Below are 5,451 nucleotides of genomic sequence, written 5' to 3'. Positions count from 1 at the left end.
CCGCGAGGTCGACGTCGGTCTGCCCGACTACGGCGACCTCCGACAGGCCTACTACGCGCAGGTCGGCGCCTACTTCGCCGCCGTCGCCGAGCGCGTCGAGGACGACCACGGGATCGACCTCGAGACGGCCGACGTCGAGCCGACGGTGCGCTCGACGGTCGCGATCGGTCGCACGCTCGAGGGACTCGAGGAGCGGCGAGCGAACGGGCCGCGAACGGCGGCCTACCACGCCGTCGAGGACGCCATCGGCGACGGGGACGTGCTCGTCACGCCGACGCTGACCGTTCCGCCGTACGGCAAGCACCTTGCCGACCGCTACCCGACCGAAATCGACGGACAGTCGGTCGACGGCCTCCCGACCGACGCGATGCTCACCTGGGTGTTCAACCTGACCGGCCATCCGGCCGCGTCGGTCCCCGCGGGGCTTACGGACGACGGGCTTCCGATCGGGCTGCAGATCGTCGGTCGGCGCTACGCCGAGACGGACGTGCTCGCGGCCGCGGCGGCCCTCGAGCGCGCCCGGCCGTGGGCCGAGCACTATCCCGACCTCGAAGAGAGCGCCTGAACCCCGCGGTAAGCGCCGTCAGACTGTCACCACTACCGGCAGCGATCAGAAGTAGTGGCCGAAGTACACGTCGGTCTCCGGAAACAGCACCTCGAGCGTCTCGACGGCGGTCGACTCCGAGGCCTCGAGCCGTCCGACTCGCTCGAGGTGGGCGGCGCCGTGGACGCCGACGACGAGCTGTGAGAGCGCGGCGATTCCGAGGCGGACGTCGGCGTCGGCCGGATCGGTGCCGTCGGCGGGCGCACACGGTTCGCCCTCGCCCGGGGGAGCGAGGCGGAACGTCCCGTCGTTCCAGTCGGCGAGCGGGTCGTCGACGGCGACGGTCAACGGCGAATGCGCGTCTCGGTCCGTCGGGGTCGGAGACGAAAGGGCGGACAGCGCCTCGGCTACGTCCACGAGCCGGACCATCGGCCCGTCCGAGACGGTGGTCTCGATCTCGTCCGGATCGCGGGCGATCTCCCGAAGCGGGACCGACTCGGGAACGCGCAGGCGGACGCGTCCGACCTGCGATTCGTGGCGGTGACAGAACGCCAGCAGGGCCAGCAGCGTCTCGTGGTCTCGAGCGACGAGTTCGGAGACCGCCATCGTTCGGTCGTCGGCCCCGCCCCCGTCCCCGTTCTCGCCGTCGATCGCGTAGACGAGGTAGCCCTCGATCTCGCCGTCGCGCTCGTAGCCGTAAACGAACGGGTCCCGGTCGTGCCCGCCGAAGATGCGGTGGCGCCACCATCCCGCGTCGCGCTCGAGCGAGAGCGCGTACCGCCGCCGGTGGGCATCGTAGGCGGCCTCGAGGCGGTCGTACTCGTCGGCCTCGAGGCGCCGGAATCGCCCGTCGTCCTCGGCGACCGCGTTCGCGGTGAACGACAGCGTCGCGGGCTCGCACTCGTGGGTGACGATTCGATTGGCGGTGTCCCAGCCGTACTGCCGGTAAAACCGGTAGCGAAACGGCCACAGGATCGAAAACCGGACGTTGCGGTCGCGGTACTCGGCGAGCGAGTGTGCGAGCAACTGTCGGACGTGGCCGCGACGGCGGAACTCGGGCGGCGTCGCAACCGAGGCCAGCCCGGCCGTCCGGTGGGCGTCCCCGCGGACGCGCGACTCGAGCCAGTAGTGACGACAGACGGATCGCGGTTTTGCACTCTCGACGTCGGCGGCGGTGGCATCCGCACCGTCTGCGAAGATCCCCCGACGGGATCCCATCGTATCCCGCGGCGCCTCGTGCTCGTCGGGATCGTACGTCGGAACCCCACCCTCGGGGCGGAACGCGTAGCTGCGATACTCGTGAAAGACGTCCCGTTCGTCCGGGATGGGACGGTAGTCGACCATGGGAACGTCACCGGGACCGATCGGGAAAACACTTCGCAGTGAGGTGGCGGGCGGTTCGTGGTCAGTTCACGGTCGGCTCGCGGCCAGCCGCCGCCAGCGATCGAACGGTTACGCTCCGAGAATCGAGAACGACCCCGTCGCTCGAGCGACCGTCTCGCCGTCGTTTTCAAGAGTTGCCTCGAGGTAGGCGGTCGACCGGCCCCGGTGGAGGAGTTCGGTCTCGCAGGTCACGGTGCCGTCGCGGACGGCCCGAAGGTAGTTGATCTTGAGTTCGATCGTCGCGCAGCGTTCGTCTTCGGCGAGTTCGGACTGCAAGGCGGCCGCCATGCCAGTATCGGCCATCGTGTAGAGGACCGCGCCGTGGACGACGCCGGTCGGATTCTTCAGTTCGTCGGTGACGTCGACGGTGCCCCGACTGTAGCCGGGGCCGATATCGGTAAATTCCAGTCCGACGAGGTCCGAGAATCCTTGGGGCATCTCGGGAGACATAGTGGTATCTCTCACACGGGCGGGGCATCAAACTGCCGACGGCCGGCCGCGATCGCGTTGGAGCGCTCGACGACCGTCGGTGGACGGTGTACGATCGGACTGTCGGCCGGATTCAGACCGGACTCGATCCGATATCAGGCCGGATTTACGCGTGCTCTTCGACGAACGCTTCGATCCGGGCGAGCGCCTCGCGGAGGTCCTCGAGACCGGTCGCGTAGGAGATCCGCAGGTGACCCTCGCCGCCGGCGCCGAAGACGTCGCCGGGGACGACCGCGACGCCCTGTTCGTGCAACACCGCTTCGGCGAACTCCTCGGCGGTAAAGCCCTCGGGAACCTCGGGGAAACAGTAGAACGCGCCCTTGGCCTCGAAGACGTCCATGCCGATCTCGCGAAAGCGCGAGAGGACGAACTGGCGGCGTCGGTCGTACTGGTTCACCATCTCCCGGACGTCGTTCTCACACGAGTCGAGCGCCTCGAGGGCGGCGTGTTGGGCCGTCGTCGGCGCCGAGAGCATCGTGTACTGGTGGATCTTGTTCATCGCGTGGATCGCCTCGGCGGGACCGAGCGCGTAGCCCAGTCGCAGCCCGGTCATCGCGTGGGCCTTCGAGAAGCCGTTGAAGACGATGGTGCGCTCGCGCATCCCCTCGAAAGAGGCGATGGAGGTGTGCTCGTGTCCGTCGTAGGTCAATTCGGCGTAGATCTCGTCCGAGAGGACCGTCAGGTCGTGCTCGCGGGCGAACTCGGCGATCGGCTCGAGGTCGTCGGCGGTCATGATCGCGCCCGTCGGATTGTTCGGGTAACAGAGGACGAGCATATCCGCCTCGTCGGCGCCCGCTTCCTCGAGGCCCTCGACGGTGAGTCGGAAGTCGTCTTCCTCTTTCGTCGGGACGGAACGCACCTCGCCGCCGGCGAAGATGACGCCGGGTTCGTAGGAGATGTACGACGGCTGGGCGATGGCGACCGTGTCGCCGGGGTCGACGAACGCGCGGAAGGCCAGATCGACGGCCTCGCTGGCGCCGGCGGTGACGATGATCTCCTCGTCGGGGTCGTAGCCCAGACCGAACCGATCGGCGACGTAGTCGGCGATCGCCTCGCGGAGCTCGCGCTTGCCGCGATTCGCCGTGTAGGAGGTTCTGCCCTGCTCGAGCGACGTGATGGCCGCGTCGCGGGCCGCCCACGGCGTGGCGAAGTCGGGTTCGCCGACGCCAAGCGAGATCACGTCGTCGCGCTCCTCGGCAATCTCGAAGAAGCGTCGAATGCCGGACGGCGGAACGGTCTGGACGCGTTCTGAGAGGTCGAACGTCATGGTTACGGTGAGACCGAGAGCCGTTCGTCGTCCTCTCCGTCACCGAGTTCGATCCCGTTTTCCTTGTAGGAGGTCATCACGTAGTGGGTGACCGTCTGGGTGATCTCGGGGACGGGTGCGACCTTCTCGCTGATGAACTGCGACACTTCGCGGATGGAGTCGCCCTCGACCTCCATGTCGAAGTCGTAGTCGCCGCTGACCAGCCGCAGGGCCGTGACCTGCGGGAACCGTGCGAGGCGCTCGGCGATGTCGTCGTAGCCCGTCTCGCGGTCGAGGCGGACGTTCAACTCGACTTCGGCGCGGACGCGCTCGTCTTCCAGCTTGTCCCAGTCGACGACCGCCTGGTAGCCACGGACCACGCCTGCCGCCTCGAGTTCCTCGATGGCTGCTTCGACCTCGTCTTCCTCGAGGTCGGTCATTCGCGCGATATCCGCGGTGGAGTAACGCGCGTTCTCACGAAGCAACTCGAGCACCTCGCGTTCGCTCATACCATGGCTCATCGCAGGACGGGCAAAAAGGCGTTGCTACTCGCCCGCGTCGGGGACGGGCAGTCGTTCGGGAGACGACGAGCGGAAACGGGCGCCCGAGGCGACCGTCGACGACCTCGAGACTCGCTAACAGCTACTGTTCGGGGTTGGTTCACTATAGAGCCACTGAAACGGTTTACGCACCGATTGCGACGCTGTCCGTCGATCGGGTGTGAACTGACTTTCAGTAACTACTATAGATTCACCGACTCGAGGGAGACGGGGCATCGACGCCGTTTTCGACGGAACACGCCACCGCTTCCGACAGACCCTTTAGCCACAGCACTGTCCTAGAACGGTAGCGCAGTCCGAATCGAACGCACTCGAGAGCGATCGCCAGTGAGTCTTCCCTCCGCCGAGTCGAACCGGATCGTCCTCGCCGTCGTCGCCAGTACCTTCTTCGTCGGCTTCGGCGGCGGCGTCATCTTCCCGATCCTGCCCAACCTGGGCGAGGTGCTCGGCATCTCGGCGTTCATGGTCGGGCTCATCCTGAGCGCCAACCGCTTTACGCGACTCGTCGCGAACGCGCCCGCGGGCATCCTCGTCGACCGGATCGGCACCCGAACGCCGTTCGTGGCCGGGCTGGCGATCGAGGGCGTCGCGACGTTCATGTACGTCGTCGCGATCGTCTCCCCGATGCCGGAACTCTGGTTTATGATCGCCCGCGTCCTCTGGGGGATCGGCAGCGCGCTCGTCTTCGCGACCGCCTACACGATCACGGCGGACGTCAGCGAGGCCGACTCGAGGGGGACGAGCATGGGAATTGTCCGCGCGGGGATCACCTTCGGCTTCCCGGCGGGGCTCGTGCTGGGCGGGATCGTCAGCGACCTCTGGGGGAACGTCGAGGCGTTCGTCCTCGCGGCCGCCTTCGCCGGGCTCGCGAGCGTCATCGCCTACGTGATCGTTCCCGAGACCCATGTCGAGGGCGAACAGACGTCCGTCAAGCCCTGGGATATCGACCGCAGCCTGCCGGCGCTGACGATCGGCTTCGTCAACTTCGGGCTCTACTTCGCCTACATCGGCGTGCTGTTTTCGACGCTGGTGCTCCTCCTCGACGCCCGCGCGATCTCGATCTTCGGCCTCGACGCGCAGGGCTCCTCGGGGATGTTGATGGGGCTGACCGTGCTCTCGGGCGCGGTGTTTACCCTCGCTGGCGGCTACATCTCCGACGCCGTCGGCGCTCGCGTCCCGATCATGCTCGGCTTCCTGACGACCTCCTGCGTCGGCTTCGTCGTCCTCGC

Annotated in this window: 6 protein-coding genes; 2 read left to right on the top strand and 4 right to left on the bottom strand. The window is 67.3% G+C overall.

Annotation, left to right across the window (positions count from 1 at the left end):
- The coding region (locus C493_RS01060) for an amidase family protein (protein WP_007257533.1) at nt 1–565 on the top strand (565 nt) is incomplete at its 5' end.
- Between the two features lie 45 nt (nt 566–610).
- Here C493_RS01060 and C493_RS01055 read toward each other — a convergent pair.
- The 4 genes from C493_RS01055 to C493_RS01040 all read right to left on the bottom strand — a co-directional run bounded on the left by C493_RS01055 (nt 611) and on the right by C493_RS01040 (nt 4,171).
- A complete protein-coding gene (locus C493_RS01055) occupies nt 611–1,888 on the bottom strand; it encodes a GNAT family N-acetyltransferase (protein WP_007257532.1) in 1,278 nt (425 codons plus the stop codon).
- A gap of 108 nt (nt 1,889–1,996) precedes the next feature.
- Nucleotides 1,997–2,377: a PaaI family thioesterase gene (locus C493_RS01050; protein ID WP_007257531.1), complete on the bottom strand. Its 381-nt coding sequence runs from the start codon at nt 2,375–2,377 to the stop codon at nt 1,997–1,999.
- Between the two features lie 145 nt (nt 2,378–2,522).
- On the bottom strand, nt 2,523–3,683 hold the full coding sequence (locus tag C493_RS01045) for a pyridoxal phosphate-dependent aminotransferase (RefSeq protein ID WP_007257530.1): 1,161 nt from the start codon (nt 3,681–3,683) through the stop codon (nt 2,523–2,525).
- Nucleotides 3,684–3,685: 2 nt separating this feature from the next.
- Nucleotides 3,686–4,171, bottom strand: a complete 486-nt coding sequence (locus C493_RS01040) for an Lrp/AsnC family transcriptional regulator (protein ID WP_007257529.1) — start codon at nt 4,169–4,171, stop codon at nt 3,686–3,688.
- A 378-nt stretch (nt 4,172–4,549) separates the two neighbouring features.
- On the opposite strand from C493_RS01040, the gene C493_RS01035 reads away from it, so the two are divergent.
- On the top strand, nt 4,550–5,451 hold a 902-nt coding region (locus C493_RS01035; RefSeq protein ID WP_007257528.1), incomplete at its 3' end, for an MFS transporter.

Source organism: Natronolimnohabitans innermongolicus JCM 12255, assembly GCF_000337215.1.
Classification (GTDB): Archaea; Halobacteriota; Halobacteria; order Halobacteriales; family Natrialbaceae; genus Natronolimnohabitans; species Natronolimnohabitans innermongolicus.
This window is presented reverse-complemented; position numbering and strand designations above follow the sequence as displayed.

Coding starts and splice junctions, on each gene's coding strand:
- C493_RS01055 (WP_007257532.1), bottom strand. CDS start 1,888: ATGGTCGACTACCGTCCCATCCCGGACGAACGGGACGTCTTTCACGAG.
- C493_RS01040 (WP_007257529.1), bottom strand. CDS start 4,171: ATGAGCGAACGCGAGGTGCTCGAGTTGCTTCGTGAGAACGCGCGTTAC.
- C493_RS01045 (WP_007257530.1), bottom strand. CDS start 3,683: ATGACGTTCGACCTCTCAGAACGCGTCCAGACCGTTCCGCCGTCCGGC.
- C493_RS01050 (WP_007257531.1), bottom strand. CDS start 2,377: ATGTCTCCCGAGATGCCCCAAGGATTCTCGGACCTCGTCGGACTGGAA.